The organism is Methanocorpusculum vombati (assembly GCF_026891935.1).
Taxonomy (GTDB): Archaea; Halobacteriota; Methanomicrobia; order Methanomicrobiales; family Methanocorpusculaceae; genus Methanocorpusculum; species Methanocorpusculum vombati.
This window is the reverse complement of sequence record NZ_JAPTGC010000002.1, coordinates 179,164-203,416: the sequence shown is the minus strand read 5'-3', so window position 1 is coordinate 203,416 and position 24,253 is coordinate 179,164. Positions and strand designations below refer to the sequence as shown.

The following is a 24,253-nucleotide window of genomic DNA, read 5'->3' as shown; positions in this document are numbered from 1 at the left end:
CATCACCGGCGAAATGACCATCCTCGGAGCTGGCCACACCATCTGGCGCGGCGGCACGGGCTTCCATCTCATCAACGTAACCGGCAGCGACGGCAATCTTACGCTTGGCAGCGATGAAAACTCAAAGCTGACGATAGACGGCCAGGGCGAGCCCTTCGAGGGAAGGATGGGACTCATCACTGTTACGTCCGGCGGCAATCTCACGATGAACAGTGGTGTCACCCTGACAAACAGCAGGGTCAGAGGTTCCGGGGCCGGCGGAGGCGTGTCTGTGTATACCAGCAGTACGTTCACGCTGTCGGGCGGAACCATATCAGGCAACACTGGTACCGCCGGCTCCCAGGGGGTGGGCGTGTTTGTGAATAGCGCCAGTACGTTCACGATGTCGGGTGGAACCATCTCCGGAAACACTGGCATCTACGCCGGCGGGGTGCATGTGGATGACAGTACGTTCACGATGTCCGGCGGCGAGATCTCCAACAACACGGCCTTCAACGACGGCGGTGGGATGCGTGTGCTGAACGGTCAGTTCACGATGTCCGGTGGAACCATATCAGGCAACACTGCCGGTACCAACGCCGGCGGGGTGGAGGTGTATGACGGCACGTTCACGATGTCCGGCGGCGAGATCTCCAACAACACGGCCACCAAAGGCAGAGGCGGCGGGGTGGCTATGACTTACGCCGCCGTGTTCACGATGTCTGGCGGTGAGATCTCCGGAAACACGGCCAAGAAGGGCGGCGGGGTGGATGTTCTGACTGGCGGCACGTTCACGCTGTCGGGCGGAACCATCTCCGACAACACGGCCACCGAGTACGGCGGTGTGTATCTATCTACGCATGAGATAAGGGACCTAATTCTGGAACTCAGCAATGTTACCTTCCGCAACAACAAAGACACGTCCGGAACCACCAACACTGCAATCAGGCTCGATATCTATTCCACATCGCCATCCTCTACCTACAAGTACTCCCTCGCCGGTGCCACCAGCTTTGGGAACGATCAGGCCCTCTCGATCAGCTACCTGCCGGAGGACGGTATTCATATCAAAGACGGCTTCACCGGCTCCCTCAAACAACTCGTCCTCGACAATGAGAGCCTCGACGGCAAAACCATCTTCACCATCGATGACACCGCCGGAGGGACCGCATCCGAGCTCCTCCCGCGCTTTACCCTTGCCGACACCCGCAAATGGACCCTTGCCGCCGATGATGCCGGAAAGAAGATCGTCGGCACCCTCAACAAACCCGTTGCCCTCAGCGGCGCAGAGAACGTCGCCGTCGAATGGATCAACGCCACCATCGCCAACGTCAGCATCCGGCTCGACCCGAACGCCAACGACGCAACCGATGTTCACGTCAAACTCGGCGAGAATCCATCTCAGACCGTGAGCGGCACCTTCGCAAAAGGAAGCACCATCAGCGGCCTTCAGGTCACCGGCCTTACCGCAGGGAGTACCTACAGCGTAACCGCCGTCCTCAAAAACAGCGGCATCAGCGAAAAAGAGTTCACCTCCGACCCCCTCCTTGAGGTCACCGCCCCGGTCCCTGACCGCGTCGTCATCACCGGCGAAGGCGGAGCCGAGATCACCGGAGACAGCATCACCATCGGCCACGGAACCAGTGCAACCTTCGGCGCCCGCGTCTATAACGGCAGCCTTCTCCTCAAAGACGAACCTGTCACCTGGGAGAAAGTGGACGACGACAACGGTCACCTCACACTCAGCGACCAGACCGCAACAACCGTCAACGTAACCGGTGTCAGTGCAACAAGTCCTGATGAACCAAAACTCAAAGCAACCGCCGGCAAGAATCCCAGCGCAAACAAAGCAGTTACCATCCTCGTCTCTGACGCGGAGATCACAGCAATAGCTGTCACACCGACAATTGCCGCCGTGGAAACCGGTGCAGCTGCACAGATCACCATCACCGCAACCGACGCTGACAGCAAAAACCGTGCCGGTGAACCGATCACCTGGGAACTCGACCCCGGTCTCATCCGGACCGGCGGTGACACCTCCGGAACCACCGCAGCATTCACAGCCGCAGCGGCCGGAACGTACACCGCAACCGCCAAACTCACCAGCGACACAACCAAAACAGCTGACGTCACCATCACCGTCGTCGGCAAACCAGCCATCACCGCCCAGCCGCAGAGTGCAACCTACACCAAAGGTCAGGCCGAAGCAGACCCGCTCACCGTCAGCGCAACCGCGCCCGGCAGCCAAGCTCTCACCTACCAGTGGCAGAAATCCACCGACCCGACCTTTGCCGCAGACGTAAGTACCGTCGGAAGCGATGCAGCATCCTACACCCCTGACATCAGCAGTGCAGGCACCTTCTACTACCGCGCAAACGTCACCTACACCGAAAGCGGCATCACCACCTGGACGCACAGCAGCGCAGCAAAGATTACCGTCCTCGAACCAACCGCTGATTCGATCACCCTCAGTCCGGGTGACACATCCGTCACTATCCAAAAAGGCAATGCTGCACAGATCACCGCAACAGCAAAAAACAGCACTCTGGATCGGGTCCTTGACAGTGCCTCAATCGTCTGGGCAGTTCAAAGCGGTGCAGCATACGCCTCCATCACTCAGAACGGAAATCAGGTAACCATCACCGGCAACAACGGCGGAACCGCCGTCATCACCGCGACCTCCGGCACTGCCGTTGCCAGAGTCACCGTCATCGTCAACGACCCGGCTAAAACAACCCATACCATCACCGCCACCGCAGGCTCAGGCGGCAGCATCAGCCCGGCCGGTGCAATCCCCGTGGTCGAAGGACAGGGCCAGGCCTTTGATATCATCCCCAACCCCGGCTATATCGTAAGAGATGTCAAAGTTGACGGTGCCTCCGTCGGAGCCATCACCTACTACAGCTTTGCAAACGTCAAAGAAACTCACACCATCAGCGCAGAATTCTCCGAAGCTTCCTTCACCATTACGGCAACCGCAGGTGCGGGCGGCAGCATCAGCCCGAGCGGCGCGGTCACCGTCCCTGCCGGAGAGAGCAGGACCTTCACCATCACCCCTGATGCCGGTAACACAATCGCAGACGTCATCGTTGACGGTGCCTCCGTCGGTGCACGCGGCAGCTATACCTTCAGCAGCGTCTACGAAGGCCATACCATCGCCGCAGCCTTCCAGCAGGCGCCCACACCGACACCCCCCCGCCCGACCCCTTCCGGCGGCGGTGACGGATACAGCTCAACCGACAGCGGCTCGGTCAGCGCAACCGGTCAGGTCAGCTTCGGCACCACAACCGGCGTCACCGACATCTCCTTTGCCAAAGGCACCAGCGGCACCGTAACCATCAACACCAAACCGACCGGCGTCACCGCACCCGCCAACAGCTACACCGTCGTTGACATCACCGGCCCGGTCTTCGAAGGATATGCCCAGATAGAGTTCAGTGTCCCGGTCGCCGTCCTTACGGACAACGGCTACACCGTCAATGACATCACCCTTCAGCACTACACCGGCGGCCAGTGGGTCAGACTTGACACCACCTACCTCGGCGAAGAGCGCGGCGCAGCAAAGTACGTCGCAGCGACACGATCCTTCTCGCCGTTCGCCATCGTCTACGAAAAAGGCGGAGCACCGACCATCGAAAAAGCAACCCCTGAACCAACCGGCAGCACAACCGCCCGTCCCACCGTTCAGGAAACATCCGGAGAAACCCGCCCGACCTCCGGAGTGCAGAACACCCCTGCCGCCACAACCGCAGCACCTGACGACGGAACCCCGGTACCCACCTTAACCCAGGCGCCGGCACCCGTGTTCGGCGCACTGGCAGGACTCCTTGCCGCAGGGGTTCTGTTCAGACGAAGAGAGTAATCCTCTCTTCCCTTCCCCTCCTTCCTCGAACCATCTCGGCGGCAGAGGACATTCGCCATACTCTGCGATGGAGCGTTTTCGGGATCTTCAAAAAAAAATCGTAAACTCATGAATTCCGTCCCGAAGCGCACCACCCCCGCATACCGGGCGGCAGATTGCTGCTCTTCGTGATCTGCACCCCATACACGGTGGGGACCGTGTATCATTCGCCGCCCGCGGGGACCCCGTCGCAACACAGGCTTCAACGGATGTCCGCCGAAACCGGTGACGGTCAGCGGGAGGAGGCACGTCTATCTCAATCTCTCTTCAGGAAAAGAACCATGATAACCCTAAAAGGATACATCGCAGTACTCGTCTTATTTCTCCTCTTCCTCAGCTTTGTCTTTATCATCCTGCACCTGCTGTTTTGCTGAAATACACCGCAGGTCCTCTTCCAGGCACAGCGCTCTGTAGCGGAGCCGATCCGGGGGATCCGTTCTCCGGGATGTTTTTTGTTTTCTCATGGTGGGGACCGTGCACCCGCCCGGCCTGCGGCAGCATTCCACCACACACAGCCGGAGAACACGTGTCCGCCGAAATCGGTTACCTGCCGGTACCCGCTAACGACCGCAGACGAACATCGGGACTAACCCTCCCGGACTTCCCTTTTTTACTACCAGAACCCGCCCCCAAAAAAGATTAGAACCAGCCGGTCAGAAACTGCCAGAGATTCGACAGACCGGTCATCAGAATCTGCGTCATCATATCCAGATCCACCCCGAGCAGCGGCGTTAAGAACACAAAGAAACACACCGTCGCAAGCGAACTCCCGATATTTGCCACCGCCGCAACAAGCAGAATGCGGAACAGCGGAACCGACAGCATCTCCCCGATAGACTCCGCCCGCGAAATCGCCTTCAGATCCCCTGCCGTCGGCGGCCGCATCTTCGCCTCAACAATCGCCGCAAACCAGCCCGCCGCAAGGAACGGATTCAGCGACGTCATCCAGGCAAGCGCCGCCGCAACCGCCGCAGAGAACGGATGACCGCGGACCAGAAGCGTTGCAACACCCGCAAACAGCCCATGCAGCAGCACCCAGTACACAATTGCCCACACCAAAAGTTCCGTCGCTCCGGAAAACGCAATCGCAACCAGAATCACCGCAAACATGGCAACAAACAGACCGCCGATGATCTTCCCCCAGGGATAATGCTTCGGCTTTGCCAGCAGCTCCGCAAGCGGCGGAAGCGTAGACGGATCCTCCCGGAACCGGTTGATACCCGGCACATGCCCCGCACCAACCACCACCACCGCACGTTCATAGGAACTCCGCTCCAGATCAATCACCCCGTGCGCAAGATACGCATCACGCTCATCAATCAGCGCCTTTGCCCCGTTCGGCGAAAACGTATGGAACTCCTCAAGCGCCATCTCAATAATATCCGGATTCGTCAGCTCATCAATCGACACCTTGTCAATTCCGCCTGCGGACTCCTCATCCTCATCATCCGCCGCAAACATCGACTGCAGCAAAGCCCAGATAAGCCGGACCTTCTCCAGAATCCGCATCCCGCCCCAGAACCGGGCAAGCGTAATCCGGATATCGCGATCAATAAGCACCAGACGAATCCCGCGCTCCTCCGCAAGCCGGATAGCCTCCTTCATCTCCGCCCCCGGCTCAATCCCCACATTCATACCGATCTTCCGCTGCACATACGCCAGAATCCACTGAACCAGCATCAGAGTAAAGTTCCCCTTTAAAAGATCCTTCACCTCCGGCGACTCATGCTTCTCTGCCGCAGGGGTAATCCCGTTTGCCGCATCCTCGGCCTCCCGCATCTGCTGCTTCAGCGCAGCAAACCGTCCGGGATCCAGCTCAATGGCAATAACATCGGGATTGACCGTATCCACTGCAGCACGGACCTCATCGATACTCTTCTGCGAAACGTGGGCAGTTCCGACAATATGTATTTCTGTCATGATCATTTCGGACGGAGAGAATACTCATGTGCTCCGCTGCTATCGAATACAATCGTTGAACCTGTGATTATACTATGTTTTTGATACTGATTTTCCGTCTTTTCCAGCTCCGCATCCTCAGCCTCCCGCCGCCGCAGGAGATCGCCCGTAATCTCCCCGGCACCCGCAGTCTCACAACCAGCAACACATCCCGGACACGCGGAAACAATGAGACGCTCCTTGTCCAGCATAAACGGATACGTCCGGCAGATGTGCGGACGGAAACGATACACCCGGCACCGGTTCTTCTCAAGAAAGATACAGTTCCCGTCCGACCCGCGTTTCAGCACCCAGCCAAACGTAAACGTACATCCGTCCTGCTGCATCCACTCCGGATACGGTTCGGCTATCTCATCCCGCGAAAGACCGGTTGCCGCTGCAAGAACCGCAATCTCCGGCGGCGAGACCATAACCTCATTGTCAGGACCACTACAGCATGCCCCGCAGAGGAGACAGGAAAATCCTGCCCTGCATACCTCTTCCTCTATTCTCTCAGCTTCGTTCATCGCTCATTCGTATGCGTCGATATGATTCTTAATTGCGGCCCGGATCTGCTCCGGCGTGTAACCGAGAAGACTTGCGAGGAACATCGCACCTCCGGCACCCGACCCCTCCTTGATCTCGCCTTCCGCATAGCGGGCAAGTCCCGCATGGCCGAGCGTGTCAAATTCAGGATCCACGTAGTACGCGTCGCACCCAATTGCCGCCGCAGTCTCCCGGAACGTCGCCGTCGCATCGTTATACACATACGAAGTGGTCACCACATCCGGCACCGCATTCCCGAGCGCCCGGATAACCGCCGCAGCCGCAAGCATCTGCGTTCCTCCGGCGAGAAGAAGCTTCCCGGAATACCCTTCGGCAATACCTGCCGCAACCGGAATCATGGGATCGCCGATCATCGCAACAATATCGAGTGGATCGGAACTACCGGCCTCCGCAACACAGGCGAGCGCTTCGGCGGCAATCTGCTCCTTCTGCGTCACCGGATTATCCACCAGACAACTGCTGACCTTCGCCGCATACCCGAGCGCGCGCAGAACACACAGAGCCGTCGTCGTCCCGCCCGGCAGACACTCCCCAAGCACCAGCATATCGCAGGTCTGGGACAGATACTCCCCCGCTTTTACTCCCCGTTCATACAGTATCCGGGCCTCGGGAACCGCATTCCCCTCCCGCGGATCGCCGCCGGTTTTTCCGCCGAGATTCAGATACGGAACAGAAATCTCCGACTCAATACCCGCCGCAATCATCAGCGGATGCATCCCGATAAGATCCATCATCGCAAGCGTCAGAACCGCCGGTGTCGGGCAGCCGGTCGGTGTATTCGGCGTAACCCCCTCGGCGGACAGTTCCCCGTTGAGGATCAGCTCCGCATCCAACGGCGGAACCAGCAGACTCTTTTCCGGGCTTTCCCCGGCACCGGAAACACCGGGAATCGTCGATACAAGACTGTTTGCAAGGATGAGTGCAAACATCGGGGCTTCAGGTTCGAAGTCTGCTCGTGCTGATACAAAAGGCATGGTTCTATATCTATTTGGACTGACAAGGAATAATAGATATGAAATCGGTCCGTGCCCTGCTGCAGTTTACCACCATCCTTCCCCTGGGAAAACCCGCAGACTTCGATCGGTTCGCGCAGCACAGCTGGCTCTATCCCCTTGCAGGATACGTGACCGGCGCGGTTGCCGCACTGCCGGGACTTCTCGCCTGGTACTTCGGGTACACCGGCACCCTTGTGACCGCCGCGCTCACGCTCGCCCTTGTGATCCTCATCACGGGTGCAAACCACTTCGACGGACTGCTTGACCTCGGCGACGGCCTCATGGCGCACGGCAGCCGCGAAAAACGGATTACGGCAATGACCGACCGGACGACCGGTGCGGGTGCGCTTGCCCTTGGCATAACAATTGTCCTCATCACCTTCGCAGGTCTCGCTTCACTGCCGCCCCTCTGGATTGCCGCCGCGGTTCTCTGCGGCGAAGTCTTCGGCAAAATGGTAATGGGGCTCTTCTCGGCTCTGGGAAAACCCTTCCACGAAGGCATTCAGAGCTATATTTACGAACACTCAAAGCGGCGGTTCGCGGTGTACACCTGCATTCTCGCTCTCCCGCTTCTCCTGTTTCCGGAAAAAATCATTGTTGCCGCAGGATTCCTTGCGGCAGTACTGGTGTTTCTTGTTCTGTGGTCGGTTGCGCGCAGATGTTTCGGCGGCGTCAACGGCGACGTCACCGGCGCGGGCAATGAAATTGCCCGCGCTGCCGTCGCGGTAGTCTCGGCCCTGCTCTTCAGCGTCTGCGCGTGAGCGTGACAAAACCGCATCCGGCATCATCCGAACACTCAATATCGGTCGCGTTTGCATCCTCAATAACCGTATTAAACAGCATCATGCCTTCCATAAGCTGCTGATCCAGGGGAAGGCCGCCTTTGGATCCGCGGAATGCCTGCGCGTACGGATTCGGCGTCACGCGGCGGTTTACCCGGATACCTGCGCAGTGCGCGCAGAAAACACAGCTGCTGTGCACGGATACTTCCTTGTCCTGACACAGAACGGTTGCTTTTCCGTTTGGTTTCCTATTAAGCGGCAACGTCTTCATAACTCAGAATACTGCCTCAAATCCGTATTAGTCTATCGATATCTTGTTTCCCGGTCCGGACAGAATCCAGTCCCGGTTCACAGATTATTTTATATGGTTCTACATCGAATCTGTTATACTCGTATTGAGACAGGTATCGTGCCCTGCATGGTGCCTATCAATGAGTCAAAGTGGAGATAAATTACTATGGCAGCAGAAAAGCCCCACATGAACCTTGCCGTTATCGGTCACATTGACCACGGTAAGTCCACCACTGTCGGTCGTATCCTTTTTGAGACCGGTGTCGTACAGCAGCACATTCTTGACGCATACAAGAAAGAAGCAGAATCCAAGGGTAAGGGAACCTTCGAGTTCGCCTGGGTAATGGACTCCCTCAAGGAAGAGCGTGAGAGAGGTATCACCATTGATATCGCCCACAAGAAATTCGAGACTCCGAAGTACTCTTTTACCGTCGTGGACTGCCCAGGTCACCGTGACTTCGTCAAGAACATGATCACCGGTGCATCCCAGGCTGATGCAGCAATCATCGTCGTCTCCGGAACCGAAGGCCCGATGGAGCAGACCAAGGAACACGTTTTCCTGTCCAAGACTCTTGGTATCAACCAGATCATCGTTGCAATCAACAAGATGGACGCAGTCCAGTACTCCGAAGAGAAGTACAACGAAGCAAAAGACAAGATGTCCAAGCTCATTGCATCCGTCGGATTCAAGCCGGCTGAGACGCCGTTCATCCCAATCAGTGCATTCGCCGGTGACAACATCAAGACCCCGTCCCCGAACACCCCGTGGTACAAGGGCCCGGTCCTTCTTGCAGCACTTGACGACTTCAAGCAGCCGGACATGCCGACTGACAAGCCGCTCAGACTTCCGATTCAGGATGTGTACACCATCTCCGGTATCGGAACTGTCCCGGTAGGACGTGTCGAGACCGGTGTCATGAAGAAAGGAATGAAGGTCTCCTTCATGCCGGCAAACGTTGAGGGAGAAGTAAAGTCCATCGAGATGCACCACGAAGAAATCCCGCAGGCACTGCCGGGTGACAACGTTGGTTTCAACGTCCGTGGTATCGCAAAGAACGACGTCCGCCGTGGCGATGTCTGTGGTCCGGTTGAGAACCCGCCGACCGTTGCCGAGGAGTTCCAGGCACAGATCGTTGTCCTGCAGCACCCGTCCGTCCTTTCCGTCGGATACACCCCGGTGTTCCACTGCCACACCTCCCAGACCGCCTGTATGTTTATCTCCCTTGACAAGAAACTTGACCCGCGCTCCGGACAGGTTAAGGAAGAGAACCCGGCATTCCTTAAGGCTGGCGATGCAGCAATCTGCACCATCCAGCCGACCCGCCCGCTCGTTATCGAGAAGGCAAAGGAACTCCCGCAGCTCGGACGTTTCGCGGTCCGTGATATGGGTATGACCGTTGCAGCAGGTCTCGTTCTGAATGTTAAAGCAAAGCAGATGAGATAATCTCATCTATCACGAATTTTTTGTGGTGATTGACAATGCAGAAAGCCAGAATACGCCTTACTGGGACGGATTATGAAAAAGTGGAAACGGTTTGTACCCGTATCCGAGAGATTGCAGAGCGTACCGGTGTAAATCTGGCAGGACCCATCCCGTTGCCGACCAAGCGTCTTATCGTTCCTATCCGGAAGAGCCCGGATGGAGAAGGTACCGCAACGTGGGATCGCTGGCAGATGCGCGTTCACAAACGCCTCATCGACCTTGACGCCGATGAGCGTGCGCTCAGACAGCTGATGCGTATCCAGGTTCCAAAGGATATCAGCATCGAGATTGTTCTGGAGAACTAAAATCCGAGGTGAGGGCCCTATGCCCGCCCCAACCTTTTTGTCACACATCCAAAATCGTGTTCGTGTTGAACACGTGTTTCTCGCTATTCTGATTGTTGCTCTTATTCTGAGATTTGCCTTTTTGGATCTCAAACTGTTTCATCATGACGAAGCGATTCACGCATGGTTTTCTTATCAGCTGCTGACACAGGGAACATATGTCTATGATCCCGTGTATCACGGCCCGTTCCTGTATTATGTTACCGCGGGAATGTTTGCGCTGTTCGGTGACTCGGACCTGGTAGGCCGCATTCTCCCGTGCATATTTGGAACAGCACTGATTCCGCTGGTGTACTGTCTGTACCGGATGCAGTATCTTTCCGGAAAGACTGCGGTCATTGCCGGCATCTTTGTTGCCATTGCCCCGGAAATGATCTACTTCTCGCGGTTTCTGCGCAACGATGTCTTTGTGGTGTTCTTCTCCCTGCTGATCGTAGTGGCCTTCCTTGCATGGATTCAGAAAGGAAAATGGTATTATCTGCTGATCGCAGGTATAGCCGCAGCCCTTGGCATGTGCTCAAAGGAGAACATGCCGCTCATTCTGGTAACATTCGGACTGTTCTTCCTCTACCTGGTGTGGAGCAGAAAGATCACGCTTCCCGTACACTGGCTGCGCGATGCGGTTCTTGCATTTCTCGTATTTGCAGGGATCGGATGCCTGTTCTACTCATCGTTCGGCGCACATCCGGAAGTGATTCTCACTGCCGGCCCGTCCGCAATTGAACACTGGCTGAACATGCATAACCAGCAGCGCATTGGCGGCCCGCCGTATTACTACCTGCTGCTCTTTGTACTGTATGAACTGCCGATTCTTCTCTTTGCAATCGCGGGCGTGATACTATATCTGCGCCGTCCGCGTGGGGAAAAACCGGTTACGGCAGACGAAACCCCGGCTGAAACCACTGATGCGGAACTCTTTGAGCGTGCCGAAGAGACGGAGTCCGGACCCGCGCCTCCGGCGCCGGTTCCGGCAAAAAAGAGGTTCTCCTTTACAGAACTCTTCCGCCGTCCGGAACCTCCCGCGGTAATGAACCGTCAGGAGGAGTTCATCCGGTTTGCGATCTACTGGACGATTATAGCATGCCTCACCTATGCCTACATCGGTGAAAAGGTTCCGTGGCTGTCACTGCACCAGCTGGTGCCGATGATCTTCGTTGCGGCGTATGCACTCTCCTTTGCCGGAAAGTACACAAAACCGCTGATGGTTCTTGCATGTGCCTTCCTGCTGGTGGTCACATTCCACGTGGCGTTTACTCCCGCAGATATTGCAGAACCGATTGTACAGGTACAGAACTCGGAAGACCTTGTGGAGATGATGGCCGCAATCGACGCCGCAGACAAGGTGGCGATCGCATCCGATCAGGGATGGCCGTACACCTGGTACTATCGCGGGGATGCATGGAATAAGATAAGTTACTACGGCAGGAAGATATCCGAGGACAGTGTTCTTGCCGGGGACTTTGACATCATCATGACGCACGACGGCGACAGCTACGAAAGTCTTCCGGGGTACGAAAAGAAGACGATCCGGCTAAGCTACTGGATTGACGCCGCTGCGACCGGCAGCGATCCCGGCTGGCTCCGGTACTATGTGACGCGGGACGGAAAGTTCGGCAGCATCAATACCGATGTCTTTACAAAGATTTCATCGTAAGTAACGGCACGGGGAGTTTTTCCGACGGAAAAAACTCCCCGTCTTTCCTTTTTCGATCACTGAACAGAAATTTCATAGATAGTTTTTCTCACAGCGTCTCCAGAAACTCCTTCAGCCGCTCCCATTCCCGTTCGGCAAGCAGGGAACGCACCCGCTCCTTCTCGGACGGACTCAGCTCCTGTGACTTCCGGACCGCATGCGTAATTTTTACCACCCGCTCTTCCCGTACCCGCAGCTCATCCTCCTGATACAGAACAGTAATCTGATGCAGAAGCGCGGCAACCTCAAGACTCCTCCTGTTTACCGGCATACTCTCTCCTCTGCGTTTGAAAAGAGATAGATGCTTGGATAGTACCAAAAAGCCCTGTGCCCGGAACAGGCCCTCCCGGGTTCTATCTCCGGCACAAAAAAGAGTTATGCAAGAAATGCACAGCGCGACTCATCCAGCACCTGCACATCATCCAGCGACCGCAATCGCATATTCCGGGCCGTCTTCTCAATACCCAGCTCAATATCCGAATCAATATCGATGATATACGCCTCAAGCTCCTTCAGATGCATCCGGTTTGCCGCAACCGCCCGGTGATGCCCGTCAATCAGAACCAGCTTTCCCTGCCGCCGCACCACGATCAGCGGCTCCGCAAGACCCTTCGTAATCTCATAACTCCTCCCGTCAAGCTCATCCATATACACCTTCGACTGCGTCGGCATCAGCCGGTCAACCGGAACCATCCCGCGGGAAAGCTGCGGCTGCACGCCGTACAGCGTCTTCAGTGTCTGAATATAGTCAAACACCTTTTCCGGCGTCACCTTCTCAATCTGCGACCGGATCACATCCGCATTCGTAATAATACCGATCAGCTTATCCTGATGATTGATAACCGGCAGTTTCTGAATACAGAACCGGAACATCTTCCGTGCCACATCCGTCATACCGCTGTCGGGATACGTCTTCAGAAGCACCCGCTCCATCAGCCCGGCAACAGGATCGTATGCCGCTGCCCCCACAATATCCCGCGCCGCAATAAACCCGACAACACACCCCTCCTCATCCACCACCGGAAACCCGTCATGACTCGTCGCACGAATCAGCCGGATAACATCCTTCACCGTTCCCGTAACCGGAACACTGAACACATGGATCGTCATATAATCGGAAACCAGCTTCTTCTCCGTCGGAATTAATCCGGGATGCGTCGGCCCGACCAGTGAATGCTCCGGACTGTCATCAACCCGCACATCCGCAAGTGTATAGATATGCATCGAATGTGCCGTTTTCTCAAGCCCCAGCTCAATATCCGCATCAATAGAAACCACATACGCATCAAGCACCGGAATACCCAGCCGTTGTGCTGCAACCGCCCGGTGATGACCATCCACAAGAATCAGGCGGCCGCAGCACCGCACCGCAATCACCGGTTCGGCAAGATGCATCTTCAGCTCATACATCCTGCCCTCCAGTTCCTCCTGAAACACCAGGGACTGGGTCGGCTGAATATCGCCAATCGGAATCGTCTCCCGCGAAAGCGTGGGATCCACCCCGTAGAGCGTATGCAGCGTACTCATAAAATTGAAAACCTTTTCCGGCGTCACCCGCTCAATCTGTGAACGGATCACATCCACATTCGAAACGATGCCGATAAGAGTATTCTCCTCATCAACAACCGGCAGCTTCTGAATTCCGGAACGGAAAATTCTGCGGGCAACCTCGGTGATCGTCAGATTCGACGTTGCCTTGATCGGATGGCGCGACATCCGCTGATCCACGGTTGTCAGCGGATGTTCCCCGATAATATCGCGCGCAGAGATGTAGCCGACCACTTTATCCTGCCGCACCACCGGAAACCCGTCATGATGGGTAGTACGGATCAGATGGATCACATCACCAATGGTCTCGCCCGCATCAACGCTGATGACGTCGTGCGTCATGTAGTCACGGACCTGCTTCTTCTCCATTGCTTGAGATAGTAATTCGTAGTGAAACAGCATCAATGCATCGAACAAAAAAAGTGGGGAGTATTGGGGGTATGGTGGGGGGATCGGGAGTGGTGTTCCCTGCAGAACGGCTGGTTGAAGTGACGATTACTCGATAGTGATACTTGTTCCTTCCTCCGCCTGCTCCTTTTGCAGGGTAATCTCCATAACACCGTTCTTGAAACTGGCCTTGGCGCCCTCCGCCCGGACAGCGGCCGGCAGGTGGATATTTCTCTGCATACTGCCGAGTTTCCGCTCGCGCAGATGGTAGGTGCCTTCCGTTTCCTCCTCCGTCTCCGACTGCTGCTCGGTTCTGATCATCAGAGTCTCGGGATTCAGGAGCTTGATGGAAATATTCTCTTTCTCCACACCCGGCAGATCGGTAACTACAATGATCTCATTTTCATTCTCGCAGAGATCCACGTGGAAATCACTGCCGAACACCGAGTAGTTGCCGCTTTTTACCGCGGCCGGAAGAGTCGATGCGCCGGACTGATTCATGAGAGCGCATGCACGGCTCTCCATCTCGGCAAACAGCGAGTCAAGCTCGTTGCCAAGGGATGTAAAACTGAACTGATATGGTCTGATTGACATGATATTTTACCTCGTATGCTATTGGTCACTCGCACGGAGCGGTTCATTGTGACTTACTAATAGTAAGTCATAATTTAATATAAACATTTGTGTGTTGGCAAACCGGGGACAGCAACTACTTTATGAGGCATCCCTTCCCATACTATAGAGAAATGGCAGTACAGACGAAGAGTAACGCGGGCGATAAACCCCGTCAGAAAAAGGATATTAATTGGACACAGGTGGGCGTAGTCGCATTTTGTGTCCTTCTTGTCGTAATGTGTATCCTCTCGTTCAGTAATTTTAGCAATATTTTCAACCCGAACGGCGGAACCACCACCGGAACGATTGAAGCAGGAAACATCGTGGCAGTGGATTATACGATGTATATCGGCGATATTCCGATGGTCACCTCTTCGATTGATGTCTACAACGCCTCTCCCGCTGACAGACTTCCGGCTGTAACCGAGTATCTTGGTCTTATTGCAGGTCAGCAGGTGGACGTCGTAAACGGAACGCCGATCCTGATTAACTCCTCGTACGAGCACCCGTTCCGGATGCTGAATCAGGAGTACAACCAGATTGCTACCGGCGTTGTCGGTCTCGGAATCGGTGAGCCAAGAACCGTAAAGTCCACAGGTTCCTTCTTCCAGACGACCTACACCAAAGATCAGGCCATCGAGATGGGTATTGATTACACCAACTGGACCGTCGGTACGATGGGACTCATGAACTTCCCGGTGGTAAACGCAACCAGCAATACCACAACGATGGCAATCCGCCCTGCACTTGTTACCAACAAGACTGCTGATGAAATGGTTCTTCAGTACGGATACGATACTATCGAGATGAAAGTTGTTCAGGCATACCGGACAAATGCCTGAAACCTTTTTTTTTGAAAACTTTGTAAAAAATATTTTATGAATTTTTGATCGCGTCGCGGTTGTGTTTGTAGGATTTCTCCTTCGGATTGATCTTCATTGCTTTCCCGAATGCGGCGACCGCTTCATCCTTTCTTCCCAGATACGCACAGGCCGCTCCTTTGATGCTCCACACCTCGTCATCTTCGGGAGTGATCAGCAGGACTTCTTCCGCAACAGCGAGCGCTTCTTCCCACTTCCCGGTACGCACGAGAAGGTTTGCAAGCATCTTTGCGATGCGTTCATCCGTGGGCACCGCCTCTCTTCCGCTGCGGAGAACTTCCTCCGCGTCACCGGTTTTTCCCAGGACTACCAGGGCATTTGCTTTGTTTGCAAAGGCCGCCGCGTTTGCCGGATCAATGGCGAGGGCTGCATCCGCCGCGGCAACCGCTCCCGCCGCATCTCCGGCGCGGATGAGGTATCCCGCCTTGTTTGCATGAATCTGCGGTGCATGGGGATTGATTGCCAGCGCATCGCCTGCGGCAACCACCGCGTCAAGATATTTTCCGGCTTCGGCGAGCAGTCGTGCGCGTTCCGCAAAGAACCGGTAGTCGCCCGGAAACATCTCCGAGGACTTTGTGTAACAGCCAAGTGCTGCGGTCTGCTGCCCGATCGTTTCCAGCAGCAGGCCGAGATTGTACCAGACATCCGGCACATCTGGCCGGATTTTCAGCGATTCCTCATAACAGTAGATGGCGCCTTTCTGATCTCCTGCTTCGATGCGCGACGCGGCTTCTTTGCACCAGAGCACGGGATCGGAAGGATTCTGGACCCGTGGTTTGCCTGCCATTATTTTTTCTCCCAGCGCAGCAACTGTGCAACACTTCCCAGCGTTCCGCCGCGGCGGATCTCTTCCCGCACCCGCGTCTCGGTCTTAAAGACCTCAACGGCACGGCGGGCAACCTCATAAGCACGTTCGCGGGGGATGACAACCACGCCTGACTGATCCCCGATCAGCCAGTCGCCGGGACGTACGGTCTGACCGCAGCAGGAGATCTCCGCCCCGATTTCACCGAACCCTTTCGGCTCTCCGGCGTTCGGCTGCACGGCGGTTGCAAACACCGGGATGTCCAGTGTCAGAATATCGTCCCAGTCCCGGACTGCACCGTCGATGATGATTCCGGCAACCCCACGGTTCATCGCCGAACGGGTGGCGAGTTCGCCCCAGGGGGCAATGTCGGTACGTTTGTCGTTGCTGATGACCAGAATGTCCCCCGCATTGCAGGAATCAATGGCCTGTACCGGTTTGGACCAGTCGCCGCCAAACGTCTGTACGGTTACTGCACGCCCGATCATCTTGTGCGGAACGTGGCGTTCGTTCAGTCCTGCCATCGCTCCTTTCCGGTAGAGGGCATCGGTGACATTTGGTGCGGAAACGGTCTGGAGAAGTTCGCGGATCTGATCGTCAAGCGTTTTCTTTTCGGAACGAACAGACTTCGGGCTGTCGAGCGCTGCCCGGATGGCGGCGGCAGCGGCGGTAACGTCCGCAGACTTTATGATCGTTCCGCCGACGATGACAATATCCGCACCGCGTGCGGCGGCAGCCGCTGCCGTCTCCGCATTGAGTCCTCCGGCGACCGCGATCTTCACCGGCAGTTTTCCGAGCGCATCCAACAGAGCAAGAGGATCTTTTCCGGTCATCTGCTGATCGATTCCCACATGGGCGTTGATGATCTGCACTCCGAGTGCGGCCAGCTCCTCTGCCCGGGCGGCGGGGTCACGGACGTTCATCATGTCGGCCATGATCTCCACCCCGTAGAGCGCCGCACCCCGCAGGGCGTCGGCGATGACCGCATCATCGGCTGCAGCAAGCACACAGACAACGTTTGCCCCTGCCTTTGCCGCCATCTCCACTTCAATCGCTCCGGTATCAGAGGTTTTCAGATCGGCCACGAGCGTTACGGAGGGAAATTGGGCCCGCATCCGGCGGACACTTTCCATTCCCTCGCTCTTCACCAAGGGAGTCCCTATCTCTATCCAGTCGGCACCGCCGGAAACTGCTTCCTCGGCGATTTTTTCCGCGCGGGAAAGTTCCGTAAGGTCCAGTGCGACCTGTAAAACCGGTCTGACCATATCAACTAGTTTGGTGAAACAAGGGGATAAGGTTGGTGATGCAGAGGCTGTTTTGGGTATTCTGCCAGCGGCGGCCCAAAAAAAAAGAGGATTACTGCTGGTCGTGCAGGGTGGGAAGTCCTGCACGCAGCCAGGTGTTTATTCCTCCGTCAAGAACATAGACGTGTACAAATCCGAGTTTTTCCATCAGCATGCCGGTCCGGAGACCACGGATTCCGGACTGACAGTAGATCAGATACACGTTGTTTCTTGCAAGAGCGGCAATGTTTTCTGCAAAGTCCGGGGAACTGAAATCGATCCGGCGGGCACTTTTCAGGTACCCGCCCCTTGCGATCTCCTCTTCCGTCCGGACATCGATGACGATGGTGTTTCCCGCGTTGATCAGCTGCCGTGCACCGGCAGCGTTCACCGCCTGCGGGGGCGGTACGGATGTTGGTGGTACTTCAAGAATCATTGTATTACTGATACTTCTCAGAGAAGACCAGCTTTTCCAGCGGAGTCTTTTCTGCGAGCGTGATGCCGCCGACGTCGGGAACTCCTGCGGCAATGATGGAGACAAGTTTATAGGTCTCCGGGACGTCTGCCAGTTCACGAACCGCATCTGCGTAGGGCATCTGGTTACCTGCAATCCAGCATCCTCCGTAGCCATAAGCGTGCAGGGCAAGGAGCAGGTTTTCGGTGGCAGCCGAACAGTCTTCCACGGTGAACTTCCAGTCGGCCTCGCCGAGGACAAGGATTCCAACTGCCGCACCTTCGATGAACTTTCCGTTGGGTGCGAGTTCCGCGATCTTTTTCAGGGTTTCTTTGTTTTTGATGACAACAAAGATCCACGGCTGTTTGTTTCTGCCGGTCGGTGCCTTGGATGCACACTCCAGAGCTTTTCTGATAAACTCCGGCGGAATTTCCTCTTCCTTGAATTTGCGGACACTGTGGCGTGACTGGATGACGGTAATACCGAAGTTTGCTATCCCGGGATTTCTCACATTCATAATTACTCCTTATGCAGGAGATGTAAAGAGCTTTTCTGAATAGACACATTTCATATGCATTGTCTCTGGGACGGAAACGAAACACGAGAGCACCGGACGCTTCCGGGAACTGAATGGATAGGACGGCACAAAAAAAGAAATTAAATATCCAGTTTCTCCAGAAGCGGCAGCCGCAGTTTGCGGTACTGCTCCTCGGTCAGAACATGATTATCATACAGCGTGCGAAGTGCTTTCAGACACTCTTTCACGGTATCCTGATCCATCGTCTCCTCCGCTGCGGGAGTCACCGGTCCGGAAACCGGTTCGCAGCTTTCCTCAAACAGCTCCGGCGTCTCCCCGTCTTCTTCCTTCTCCTCATCTTTGGGAAGAATCGGCGCAATATAGCTCTCCGTCATCGGCGGGGCATCCGACTTCGCGACTTTTGTCAGGTAATCCACCGGCTTTTTCAGCGTCCACTCCTCGCCGGAAAACATCGACTTTCTGCGGTCAAGTGACACCAGGGCTGTACCAAGATCATTCATCGCCGACTGTAACGTCAGAAGAAGCCGCTCGGCCTCCTCATTCAGAAGCCAGCCGATCTTCAGCACCGCACCATCCGTATCGGTGATCCGCAGTTCCGCCGATCTCTTTCCTTCATGAAAGACAGCCGATTCAATACGGGCAAACGCATACAGCGTATCATCATACATACCGGTCGCGTTCTCCTCAAAGTACATCAGCCGCTGATCCGAGACGATGATTATTTTCCTGCGGCTTTGCTCCTCGGCAAGATTCTGCATGACGCACAGCGGATTTTCGCCGGAGTAGAAGGTATTCAGAATATCCTGAGGCATCGAACTGCCTGCCACATCCTCAGCCATAACTGTTTTTAGTTTGTCGTTGCAGGTCTTATGCTTTCTTATAGATTGATACCGTGCCCCGCATGTCTCCGGAATAGCACCGGAATGATTCGGATGAGCCGCAGATACGAACGAAAGCAAGGAAAACCACTCTTTTCGGTTCCGGTCCGGACCGGGAATTTATTAGAATGATTAATAATGATCAATCCCCATACTTTCAACAAGTGATATTATGTACCCGCCGGAACTCGTAGCCATCCTCATACTGCTGCTGGTTCCCCTGGTCGCCGCAATACTTCTTGCCGTGCTGAACAGGGACGCCATCCGCAACGGTATCGTAGGTGTTGCTTCGGCAGTTCTTATCGCTGCATCTCTCTTCCTTGCATACCTTGCATGGTCGAGTCCCGCCCCGATACTAATTGCCCTGGAACATGCGAAACTGATAAGCGTCGGTCTCTTCCTCGCAGAGCTTGTGATTGCCCTGGCAATCATTGCACTCTCCCTCAAATACCGGAGAATTCTTCCGCTCGCCCTTGGCCTGATCCAGCTTGCCCTGCTGTTTGTTCTGGAATTCGTTTATGCCGAATCCGTCGTTATCTCAACCGCATTCGTCGTCAACAACCTGTCGGCGATTATGGTACTGATCATCGGCATTATCGGCACCCTCATCTGCGTCTATGCCCTTGGCTACATGAAAGACTATCATCATCACCATACCGAGATTGCGGAACGTAAACCGTACTTCTTCGCGATGCTCTTCGTCTTCCTCACCGCCATGTTCGGTATCGTTCTCTCCGACAGTCTCATGTGGATTCTCTGCTTCTGGGAAGTCACCACACTTTGTTCCTTCCTCCTCATCGGATACTCAAAAACGCCTGAAGCAGTTACCAACTCCTTCCGCGCCGTGTGGATGAACCTCATCGGTGGTATCGCATTTACCCTTGCGATCATCTCCCTTCTGGAGATAAAACCGCTTGACGGCGCCAATCTTCTCAGTATCACCGGGATTGTCGGCTGCCAGGAAATGGCGGCACTCACCGTCCCGGCAGCACTCATCGCCGTTGCCGGTCTCACCAAAGCCGCCCAGATGCCGTTCTCAACATGGCTCACCGGTGCAATGGTCGCACCGACCCCGGTCTCCGCCCTGCTGCACTCCAGCACTATGGTAAAAGCAGGCGTCTATCTGCTGGTTGTCTTCGCGCCGGTCTTTTCGCATACCGCCGTCGGCACTGCCCTTGCCGCGATTGGTGTTTTCACCTTCTTTGTAACCTCTGCCCTTGCCATCTCGCAGAGCAACGCAAAGAAAGTCCTCGCCTACTCAACCATCGCAAACCTCGGTCTGATTACTGCCTGTGCCGGAATCGGTACCCCGGAAGCGGTCATGGCGGCAATTCTTCTGATCATCTTCCACGCCGTTGCAAAAGCACTCCTGTTCATGTGTGTCGGTGCGGTTGAACACAGAATCGGCAGCCGTGACATTGAAGACATGGACGGACTGCTTGTCCGACTCCCGCTTCTGGCAACCATGATGGTCATTGGAATCTGCGGCATGTACCTTGCGCCGTTCGGTATGCTCATCTCCAAATGGGCAGCAATCATTGCCTTCCTTGACGCTCCGTTCGGCTGGGCGTTCGTCATCCTCCTTGCGTTCGGCAGTGCCTTTACCATATTCTTCTGGACAAAGTGGCTCGGAAAACTCTTCATGCGCATGAACCGCCCGCAGGCTCCTGACACCGTACTGCATACTTCCGAAAAGATTGCAGTTACAACAACCGGTGTGTTCACCGTCCTCTGCTGTGTCGGCTTTACTGCAATCATCGTGTACTGTATCGAGCCGTATCTTGCCGGAATATATACGGAATTTGTGGTGACCGGTGCAATGATCGCCGACAATATTCTCATGATCGCCGTCATGTTCGTGATTCTCGCCGTCCTCGTTCTTGCAGCGTACTTTGGTTCTGCCGCAGGCAGAACCCTACCGCCGTATCTCTGCGGTCGCGGTGTTGATGAGGATGGTCGATTCCGCGGATCGCTTGGCGTGTACAAAGAAGCGAAGTCTGCAAACTACTACATGGAAGAGTACTGCGGAGAGGAGGTTTTACTCAAACCATCCTGGATAATTTCCCTTCTTCTCATCATCGTCATGTTTGCATTCGCATTTCTGGGGGTGATGATATGAATCTGATACTTGCTGCAGCAGGCGCAGTCCTGTTCCTTGTTCTTGCACCGCTTCTCGGCGGACTGATCGCAGGAATTGACCGCATACTTACCGCACGGATGCAGAGCCGGCGTGGGCCGCCGGTTTTACAGCCGTTCTACGACATCAGCAAACTCTGGCACAAAGAACGTGCATTTGCAAACCCGGTGGAGATGATCTTCACCACCGGTTATCTGGTACTCATTGCCTTCTCCGGTGCACTGCTGTTCGCCGGCGGTGATCTGCTGCTGGTCGTCTTTGCCCTTGCCCTTGCGCATACGTTCCTGATTCTTGCAGCGTATGCGGCAAACGCCCCGTACTCAACCGTGGGTGCGGAACGTGAACTGATCGGTGTCATGGTTGCAGAGCCGATTCTGATCCTCCTTGCGGCAGGATTTTTCATGATAACAGGCAGTTTCTTCGCCTCCGACATTCTCGCATCGGCAGTTCCGCCGATCGTCTATCTGCCGGGCGTATTCCTCGCGCTGTTTGCGGTCCTGACGCTGAAACTGCGCAAATCCCCGTTTGATATTGCGACGTCGCATCACGCCCATCAGGAACTGGTAAAAGGTGTGACCTCGTCCTTATCCGGCAGAACGCTTGCAAAGGTGGAGATCGCCCACTGGTATGAGACGATCCTGATCCTTGCCCTGATGTTCCTGTTCTTTGCAGGAAATCCTGTTCTCGGCATCATCGTAATCATCGTCTGTTACTTCCTGGAAATTCTGATGGACAACCTGTTCCCGCGGGTGACCTGGAAGATGACGGTAAAGAGTCTGTGGATAGTAACGATCCTCCTCGGTGTCGCAAACATCGCGGTGATCGGTCTCTTAGGAGGTGTGATCGGATGAGTTCGGCAGGAAAGTCTCCCTGGCTTCTGCACTACAATGCGTCCAGCTGCAACGGATGCGACATTGAAATTCTCGCAGCCCTGACGCCTCTGTACGATGTGGAGCGGTTCGGCATTATCAATACCGGCAACCCGGCGCACGCGGATATTTTTGTCGTGACCGGCAGTGTAAACGAGCAGAACAAAGAGGTTTTGAAAAACCTCTACGACCAGATCCCCGAACCGAAAGTCGTTGTTGCGGTCGGCATCTGTGCATCGTCCGGCGGCGTGTTCCGCGACTGTTACAATGTCTCCGGCGGCGTTGACACGATCATTCCGGTGGACGTGTATGTACCGGGATGTTCGGTGCGGCCAGAGGCTCTGATTGAGGGAGTGGTCAAAGCGATCGGCGTTCTGGAACAAAAACGTGCTGTACTTGACAGCGGAGGTTCACTATGACGATGGAAATTATCCCTGCATCTCCCGCAGGAATTGAAAAAATAGCGGCTGACATGAAGGCCGAGGGGCGCCGTCTTGTGGTGATCACCTGTACTGCGGCGGCTGAGGAGTACGACCTTACCTACTCGTTTGCCCGGGAAAATGATCTCCGGCATTACCGGATGACCGTTCCGGAAGGAACGGTCATCCCGTCCATCGGCGCGTCCTACGGCGGCGCGTTTGTGTACGAAAATGAGATTCATGATCTCTACGGGTTTACCTTCACCGGCATGACGATCGACTTCGGTGGAACGTTCATCCGAACGAGTGTGCCCTATCCGTTCAAAAAGAAGGAAACACCCGCACCGACGGTGACGAAAGTCCCGAAGGAGGGCGCATCATGACCGGCAGACGAACGGTTGTGCCGTTCGGCCCGCAGCATCCGGTGCTGCCCGAACCGATTCATCTGGACCTCGTGATCGAGGATGAACACGTGGTCGAGGCGGTGCCGTCCATCGGCTACGTGCACCGTGGTCTGGAGAGTCTGGTGGATCGCCGCGAGTATGCGGATTTTGTGTACCTTGCGGAGCGCATCTGCGGTATCTGCAGTTTCACGCACTCTTCCACATTCTGCCAGGGCGTGGAAGGACTGATGGGTATTGAGATTCCACAACGTGCCAACTATCTCCGGACGATGTGGGGCGAGTACTCGCGTATTCACAGCCATCTGCTCTGGCTTGGTCTGTTTGCGGATGCGCTGGGCTTTGAGAGTCTGTTCTACAACGCATGGAAGATCCGCGAATCGATCTTAAACGAGCTTGAGGCAACCACCGGCGGGCGGGTAATTCAGGGTGTCTGCAAGGTGGGCGGTGTCCGCCGCGATGTGACGAATGAGTTCCTGTCCGGTATGGACCGGCGGCTTGAGGGGATTGAATCCGAGATGCAGGAGATGGTGAACGTTTTCCTCAACGACTACACGCTGAAGAAGCGGCTGGTCGGCAAAGGAATCCTGAAACCGGACGATGCCTACAATCTCGGCGCGGTTGGGCCGGTTGCACGCGGATCAGGGCTCCCCATGGACGTGCGGACATCGGAGTATCTGGCGTATCAGGATATCGGGTTCAAACCGGTAACAGCAGACGGCTGTGACGGATACGCACGCTGCGAGGTACGGTGCAAGGAGCTGTTCCAGTCCGTTGACATCATTCACAAAATCATTGCCGCAATGCCGGACGGCGATGTGGCCGTGCCGGTGAAGGGTAATCCGGACGGCGAGTACTTCAGCAGGTCCGAGCAGCCCCGCGGCGAAGTGATTCACTATCTCCGCGGTAACGGTACAAAATATCTGACACAGTTCCGCGTGCGGACACCGACACTCACAAATGTTCCATCACTGGTAGCGATGCTGGCGGGCGCGGAGCTTGCGGATGTACCGCAGATTGTGCTGACAATTGATCCGTGCATCGGCTGTATGGAGAGGTGAATTG

23 protein-coding genes are annotated in these 24,253 nt (G+C 55.6%); 11 read left to right on the top strand and 12 right to left on the bottom strand.

Features of this window, described 5'->3' with window-relative positions:
* On the top strand, positions 1-3,841 hold a 3,841-nt coding region (locus O0S09_RS02480; protein WP_268922331.1), incomplete at its 5' end, for a PGF-pre-PGF domain-containing protein.
* A 678-nt stretch (positions 3,842-4,519) separates the two neighbouring features.
* Here O0S09_RS02480 and O0S09_RS02475 read toward each other — a convergent pair.
* Genes O0S09_RS02475 through cobT form a run of 3 tightly spaced genes read right to left on the bottom strand, consistent with a single transcriptional unit; the run spans position 4,520 to position 7,359 of the window.
* Positions 4,520-5,800 carry a TraB/GumN family protein gene (locus O0S09_RS02475; RefSeq protein ID WP_268922330.1) on the bottom strand — a complete coding sequence of 427 codons (1,281 nt, stop codon included), beginning with the start codon at positions 5,798-5,800 and terminating at the stop codon, positions 4,520-4,522.
* A 2-nt stretch (positions 5,801-5,802) separates the two neighbouring features.
* The gene (locus tag O0S09_RS02470) at positions 5,803-6,345 is read right to left on the bottom strand and encodes a YkgJ family cysteine cluster protein (protein ID WP_268922329.1); all 543 of its coding nucleotides are present in this window, start codon (positions 6,343-6,345) and stop codon (positions 5,803-5,805) included.
* A 3-nt stretch (positions 6,346-6,348) separates the two neighbouring features.
* A complete protein-coding gene (gene cobT / locus O0S09_RS02465) occupies positions 6,349-7,359 on the bottom strand; it encodes a nicotinate mononucleotide-dependent phosphoribosyltransferase CobT (RefSeq protein WP_268922328.1) in 1,011 nt (336 codons plus the stop codon).
* A gap of 38 nt (positions 7,360-7,397) precedes the next feature.
* Between cobT and cobS the strand changes: the two genes are divergently transcribed.
* Complete coding sequence (gene cobS / locus O0S09_RS02460; protein WP_268922327.1) at positions 7,398-8,141, top strand: adenosylcobinamide-GDP ribazoletransferase; 744 nt, start codon at positions 7,398-7,400, stop codon at positions 8,139-8,141.
* Here the strand turns inward: cobS and O0S09_RS02455 are convergent.
* The gene (locus tag O0S09_RS02455; RefSeq protein WP_268922326.1) at positions 8,125-8,433 is read right to left on the bottom strand and encodes a hypothetical protein; all 309 of its coding nucleotides are present in this window, start codon (positions 8,431-8,433) and stop codon (positions 8,125-8,127) included. The genes cobS and O0S09_RS02455 overlap by 17 nt on opposite strands.
* A 186-nt stretch (positions 8,434-8,619) precedes the next feature.
* Here O0S09_RS02455 and tuf point away from each other — a divergent pair, with 186 nt between their 5' ends.
* The 3 genes from tuf to O0S09_RS02440 are packed head-to-tail and all read left to right on the top strand — an operon-like array spanning position 8,620 to position 11,934.
* On the top strand, positions 8,620-9,897 hold the full coding sequence (tuf, locus tag O0S09_RS02450) for a translation elongation factor EF-1 subunit alpha (protein WP_268922325.1): 1,278 nt from the start codon (positions 8,620-8,622) through the stop codon (positions 9,895-9,897).
* A 35-nt stretch (positions 9,898-9,932) separates the two neighbouring features.
* Positions 9,933-10,241: a 30S ribosomal protein S10 gene (gene rpsJ / locus O0S09_RS02445; RefSeq protein WP_268922324.1), complete on the top strand. Its 309-nt coding sequence runs from the start codon at positions 9,933-9,935 to the stop codon at positions 10,239-10,241.
* A 19-nt stretch (positions 10,242-10,260) separates the two neighbouring features.
* On the top strand, positions 10,261-11,934 hold the full coding sequence (locus O0S09_RS02440; RefSeq protein ID WP_268922323.1) for a flippase activity-associated protein Agl23: 1,674 nt from the start codon (positions 10,261-10,263) through the stop codon (positions 11,932-11,934).
* Between the two features lie 88 nt (positions 11,935-12,022).
* Here O0S09_RS02440 and O0S09_RS02435 read toward each other — a convergent pair whose 3' ends face one another.
* The 3 genes from O0S09_RS02435 to O0S09_RS02420 all read right to left on the bottom strand — a co-directional run bounded on the left by O0S09_RS02435 (position 12,023) and on the right by O0S09_RS02420 (position 14,502).
* Complete coding sequence (locus O0S09_RS02435; protein ID WP_268922322.1) at positions 12,023-12,244, bottom strand: hypothetical protein; 222 nt, start codon at positions 12,242-12,244, stop codon at positions 12,023-12,025.
* 104 nt (positions 12,245-12,348) lie between these two features.
* Entirely contained in the window at positions 12,349-13,890 is a 1,542-nt protein-coding gene (locus tag O0S09_RS09975) for a CBS domain-containing protein (protein ID WP_338148498.1), read from the bottom strand.
* 126 nt (positions 13,891-14,016) lie between these two features.
* Positions 14,017-14,502 carry an Hsp20/alpha crystallin family protein gene (locus tag O0S09_RS02420; protein ID WP_268922321.1) on the bottom strand — a complete coding sequence of 162 codons (486 nt, stop codon included), beginning with the start codon at positions 14,500-14,502 and terminating at the stop codon, positions 14,017-14,019.
* A 152-nt stretch (positions 14,503-14,654) separates the two neighbouring features.
* On the opposite strand from O0S09_RS02420, the gene O0S09_RS02415 reads away from it, so the two are divergent.
* Positions 14,655-15,365, top strand: coding sequence for a hypothetical protein (locus tag O0S09_RS02415; RefSeq protein WP_268922320.1), 711 nt, complete (start codon positions 14,655-14,657; stop codon positions 15,363-15,365).
* A gap of 34 nt (positions 15,366-15,399) precedes the next feature.
* Here the strand turns inward: O0S09_RS02415 and O0S09_RS02410 are convergent, their stop codons facing one another.
* The 5 genes from O0S09_RS02410 to O0S09_RS02390 form a co-directional block, all read right to left on the bottom strand.
* Complete coding sequence (locus O0S09_RS02410; RefSeq protein WP_268922319.1) at positions 15,400-16,191, bottom strand: tetratricopeptide repeat protein; 792 nt, start codon at positions 16,189-16,191, stop codon at positions 15,400-15,402.
* Positions 16,191-17,474 carry an orotidine 5'-phosphate decarboxylase / HUMPS family protein gene (locus O0S09_RS02405; protein ID WP_268922318.1) on the bottom strand — a complete coding sequence of 428 codons (1,284 nt, stop codon included), beginning with the start codon at positions 17,472-17,474 and terminating at the stop codon, positions 16,191-16,193. Before O0S09_RS02405 ends, O0S09_RS02410 begins: the two co-directional genes overlap by 1 nt.
* Positions 17,475-17,565: 91 nt before the next feature.
* Positions 17,566-17,928, bottom strand: coding sequence for a rhodanese-like domain-containing protein (locus tag O0S09_RS02400; RefSeq protein WP_268922316.1), 363 nt, complete (start codon positions 17,926-17,928; stop codon positions 17,566-17,568).
* 4 nt (positions 17,929-17,932) lie between these two features.
* Positions 17,933-18,463: a nitroreductase family protein gene (locus O0S09_RS02395; RefSeq protein ID WP_268922315.1), complete on the bottom strand. Its 531-nt coding sequence runs from the start codon at positions 18,461-18,463 to the stop codon at positions 17,933-17,935.
* Between the two features lie 140 nt (positions 18,464-18,603).
* Positions 18,604-19,323: a PH domain-containing protein gene (locus tag O0S09_RS02390; RefSeq protein ID WP_268922314.1), complete on the bottom strand. Its 720-nt coding sequence runs from the start codon at positions 19,321-19,323 to the stop codon at positions 18,604-18,606.
* A gap of 211 nt (positions 19,324-19,534) precedes the next feature.
* Here O0S09_RS02390 and O0S09_RS02385 point away from each other — a divergent pair, with 211 nt between their 5' ends.
* The 5 genes from O0S09_RS02385 to O0S09_RS02365 are packed head-to-tail and all read left to right on the top strand — an operon-like array spanning position 19,535 to position 24,249.
* Positions 19,535-21,481: an NADH-quinone oxidoreductase subunit 5 family protein gene (locus O0S09_RS02385; RefSeq protein ID WP_268922313.1), complete on the top strand. Its 1,947-nt coding sequence runs from the start codon at positions 19,535-19,537 to the stop codon at positions 21,479-21,481.
* Positions 21,478-22,350, top strand: a complete 873-nt coding sequence (locus O0S09_RS02380; protein WP_268922312.1) for an NADH-quinone oxidoreductase subunit H — start codon at positions 21,478-21,480, stop codon at positions 22,348-22,350. Before O0S09_RS02385 ends, O0S09_RS02380 begins: the two co-directional genes overlap by 4 nt.
* Positions 22,347-22,787 carry an NADH-quinone oxidoreductase subunit B family protein gene (locus tag O0S09_RS02375; RefSeq protein WP_268922311.1) on the top strand — a complete coding sequence of 147 codons (441 nt, stop codon included), beginning with the start codon at positions 22,347-22,349 and terminating at the stop codon, positions 22,785-22,787. Before O0S09_RS02380 ends, O0S09_RS02375 begins: the two co-directional genes overlap by 4 nt.
* On the top strand, positions 22,784-23,170 hold the full coding sequence (locus O0S09_RS02370) for an NADH-quinone oxidoreductase subunit C (protein ID WP_268922310.1): 387 nt from the start codon (positions 22,784-22,786) through the stop codon (positions 23,168-23,170). The genes O0S09_RS02375 and O0S09_RS02370 overlap by 4 nt, the downstream gene beginning before the upstream one ends.
* On the top strand, positions 23,167-24,249 hold the full coding sequence (locus O0S09_RS02365) for a hydrogenase large subunit (RefSeq protein ID WP_268922309.1): 1,083 nt from the start codon (positions 23,167-23,169) through the stop codon (positions 24,247-24,249). The genes O0S09_RS02370 and O0S09_RS02365 overlap by 4 nt, the downstream gene beginning before the upstream one ends.
* Positions 24,250-24,253 lie beyond the last annotated feature (4 nt).

Coding starts and splice junctions, on each gene's coding strand:
- O0S09_RS02475 (WP_268922330.1), bottom strand. CDS start 5,800: ATGACAGAAATACATATTGTCGGAACTGCCCACGTTTCGCAGAAGAGT.
- O0S09_RS02470 (WP_268922329.1), bottom strand. CDS start 6,345: ATGAACGAAGCTGAGAGAATAGAGGAAGAGGTATGCAGGGCAGGATTT.
- cobT (WP_268922328.1), bottom strand. CDS start 7,359: ATGCCTTTTGTATCAGCACGAGCAGACTTCGAACCTGAAGCCCCGATG.
- cobS (WP_268922327.1), top strand. CDS start 7,398: ATGAAATCGGTCCGTGCCCTGCTGCAGTTTACCACCATCCTTCCCCTG.
- O0S09_RS02455 (WP_268922326.1), bottom strand. CDS start 8,433: ATGAAGACGTTGCCGCTTAATAGGAAACCAAACGGAAAAGCAACCGTT.
- tuf (WP_268922325.1), top strand. CDS start 8,620: ATGGCAGCAGAAAAGCCCCACATGAACCTTGCCGTTATCGGTCACATT.
- rpsJ (WP_268922324.1), top strand. CDS start 9,933: ATGCAGAAAGCCAGAATACGCCTTACTGGGACGGATTATGAAAAAGTG.
- O0S09_RS02440 (WP_268922323.1), top strand. CDS start 10,261: ATGCCCGCCCCAACCTTTTTGTCACACATCCAAAATCGTGTTCGTGTT.
- O0S09_RS02435 (WP_268922322.1), bottom strand. CDS start 12,244: ATGCCGGTAAACAGGAGGAGTCTTGAGGTTGCCGCGCTTCTGCATCAG.
- O0S09_RS09975 (WP_338148498.1), bottom strand. CDS start 13,890: ATGGAGAAGAAGCAGGTCCGTGACTACATGACGCACGACGTCATCAGC.
- O0S09_RS02420 (WP_268922321.1), bottom strand. CDS start 14,502: ATGTCAATCAGACCATATCAGTTCAGTTTTACATCCCTTGGCAACGAG.
- O0S09_RS02415 (WP_268922320.1), top strand. CDS start 14,655: ATGGCAGTACAGACGAAGAGTAACGCGGGCGATAAACCCCGTCAGAAA.
- O0S09_RS02410 (WP_268922319.1), bottom strand. CDS start 16,191: ATGGCAGGCAAACCACGGGTCCAGAATCCTTCCGATCCCGTGCTCTGG.
- O0S09_RS02405 (WP_268922318.1), bottom strand. CDS start 17,474: ATGGTCAGACCGGTTTTACAGGTCGCACTGGACCTTACGGAACTTTCC.
- O0S09_RS02400 (WP_268922316.1), bottom strand. CDS start 17,928: ATGATTCTTGAAGTACCACCAACATCCGTACCGCCCCCGCAGGCGGTG.
- O0S09_RS02395 (WP_268922315.1), bottom strand. CDS start 18,463: ATGAATGTGAGAAATCCCGGGATAGCAAACTTCGGTATTACCGTCATC.
- O0S09_RS02390 (WP_268922314.1), bottom strand. CDS start 19,323: ATGGCTGAGGATGTGGCAGGCAGTTCGATGCCTCAGGATATTCTGAAT.
- O0S09_RS02385 (WP_268922313.1), top strand. CDS start 19,535: ATGTACCCGCCGGAACTCGTAGCCATCCTCATACTGCTGCTGGTTCCC.
- O0S09_RS02380 (WP_268922312.1), top strand. CDS start 21,478: ATGAATCTGATACTTGCTGCAGCAGGCGCAGTCCTGTTCCTTGTTCTT.
- O0S09_RS02375 (WP_268922311.1), top strand. CDS start 22,347: ATGAGTTCGGCAGGAAAGTCTCCCTGGCTTCTGCACTACAATGCGTCC.
- O0S09_RS02370 (WP_268922310.1), top strand. CDS start 22,784: ATGACGATGGAAATTATCCCTGCATCTCCCGCAGGAATTGAAAAAATA.
- O0S09_RS02365 (WP_268922309.1), top strand. CDS start 23,167: ATGACCGGCAGACGAACGGTTGTGCCGTTCGGCCCGCAGCATCCGGTG.